The organism is Hydrogenophaga sp. (assembly GCF_041633695.1).
Classification (GTDB): domain Bacteria; phylum Pseudomonadota; class Gammaproteobacteria; order Burkholderiales; family Burkholderiaceae_C; genus Hydrogenophaga.
Window position 1 is genome coordinate 1 of record NZ_JBFJMY010000656.1, and the last position, 1,770, is coordinate 1,770.

The following is a 1,770-nucleotide window of genomic DNA, read 5'->3' on the forward strand; positions in this document are numbered from 1 at the left end:
GCCGGTGGCCATGCGCGCCCAGGCGCTGCGCAAGACGGCCGACGCGATGGAGGCGCAGCTGCCCACCCTGTGCGGCCTGCTCGTGAAGGAGGCTTTCAAGACCTGGGCCGATGCGGTTTCGGAAGTGCGCGAAGCGGTGGACTTTCTGCGCTATTACGCCAACGAGGCCGAGCGCATTCTGGTGCCCAAGTCCAGCCTCACGGCGCTGGGCCCGTGGGTCTGCATCAGTCCCTGGAACTTCCCTTTGGCCATCTTCTGCGGCCAGGTGGCTGCAGCCCTGGCAACGGGCAACACGGTGCTGGCCAAGCCCGCCGAACAAACGCCAGCGATCGCGCTCGCAGCGGTGAAGTTGCTGCACGCGCACGGCATTCCCCGCGATGCGCTGCAGTTGCTGCACGGCCCGGGTGAAACCGTGGGTGCGGCCCTGGTGGCGCAGCCGGGCGCGGCCGGCGTGGTGTTCACCGGCTCCACCCAGGTGGCCAAGATCATCCAGCGCGCGCTGGCGGCCAAAGACGGCCCCGTGGCGCAGCTGATCGCCGAGACCGGGGGCATCAACGCCATGCTGGTCGACAGCACGGCGCTGCCCGAGCAGGTGGCCGATGCGGTCACGATGAGCGCGTTTCGCAGCGCGGGTCAGCGCTGCTCGGCGCTGCGCCTGTTGTGTGTGCACGATTCGGTGGCCGATGGCGTGATCGACATGATCCAGGGTGCGGCCAAAGAACTGGGCGTGGGTCGCACCGGCGAACTCAGCACCGACCTTGGCCCGGTGATCGACCAGGAAGCCTTCGACAACATCCAGCGCCACATCCGCCGCTTGCAGAGCGAGGCCAAAACCCTGCTGCAGGTTCCTGTGGAGCCCGCTCTGGCTGCCGAGCAGCCACACCTGATTGCACCGCAGATGTTCGAGGTGAAAGACATCGCGGACGTCAAGGCCGAGATCTTTGGCCCGGTGTTGCAGGTGGTGCGCTGGACGGGCGATCCGGGCCAGCTCATGGCGCGCATCAACGCCCTGGGCTACGGCCTGACCCTGGGCATACAGACCCGCATTGACAGCCGTGCGCAAGCGCTGGCAGCGGCCGCACGCGTGGGCAACATCTACGTCAACCGCAACGTCATCGGTGCGGTGGTGGGTGTGCAGCCGTTCGGCGGCGAAGGCCTGTCGGGCACGGGTCCCAAAGCCGGCGGCCCGCACTACCTGCAGCGTTTTGTCCGCGAGGCTCAAGCAGAGACCGGCGCACTGTCCTTGCATGGCGATGGCAAAGGTGTGGACGTGCAGGCCGTGGCCGCAGCCGTGCGCCAGAGCGGCTGGCTGAAGGCGCCGCTGGCTCTGCGTTGCGCCTGGCTCGACCGTCTGGGTGCAGGCCAGCTCGCCGCAGCCGCACGCGATCAATTGGCCGATCGGACCTTGCCGGGCCCCACCGGCGAGAGCAACGAATTGCGCCTGTATCCACGCGGCGTGGTGGCTGCGATCGCCGACCGCGTTGACGAGCCCACCATCGAGCAGTGGCTTGCGGCGCTGGCCGGCGGCAACGGTCTGGTCGTGGCCGTGCCCAGCGAAGCGCGCGGGTCTGCCAAAAAGACGGTGGCGCAATGGGTGAGCGCCGGTCTTCCCGCAGCCGCCGTGCAGATACTGGACACGCCCTTTGAGGCTGGCGCGGTGGCCCTGGCGGGTTGTGATGCCATCGATGGCATGGTTGCGCAAGCCGCCTACGCCACCGGCCTCAACCGGTGCATGGCCGCCAGAGATGGCGCGGTGGTGCCGCTGGTGAC

Annotated in this window: 1 protein-coding gene; it reads left to right on the forward strand. The window is 68.4% G+C overall.

Going from position 1 to position 1,770, the window contains the following annotated elements:
- Window positions 1-1,770, forward strand: a 1,770-nt coding sequence (locus ABYB95_RS22905; RefSeq protein WP_372662474.1) for an L-glutamate gamma-semialdehyde dehydrogenase, incomplete at both ends; no start/stop codon positions are given.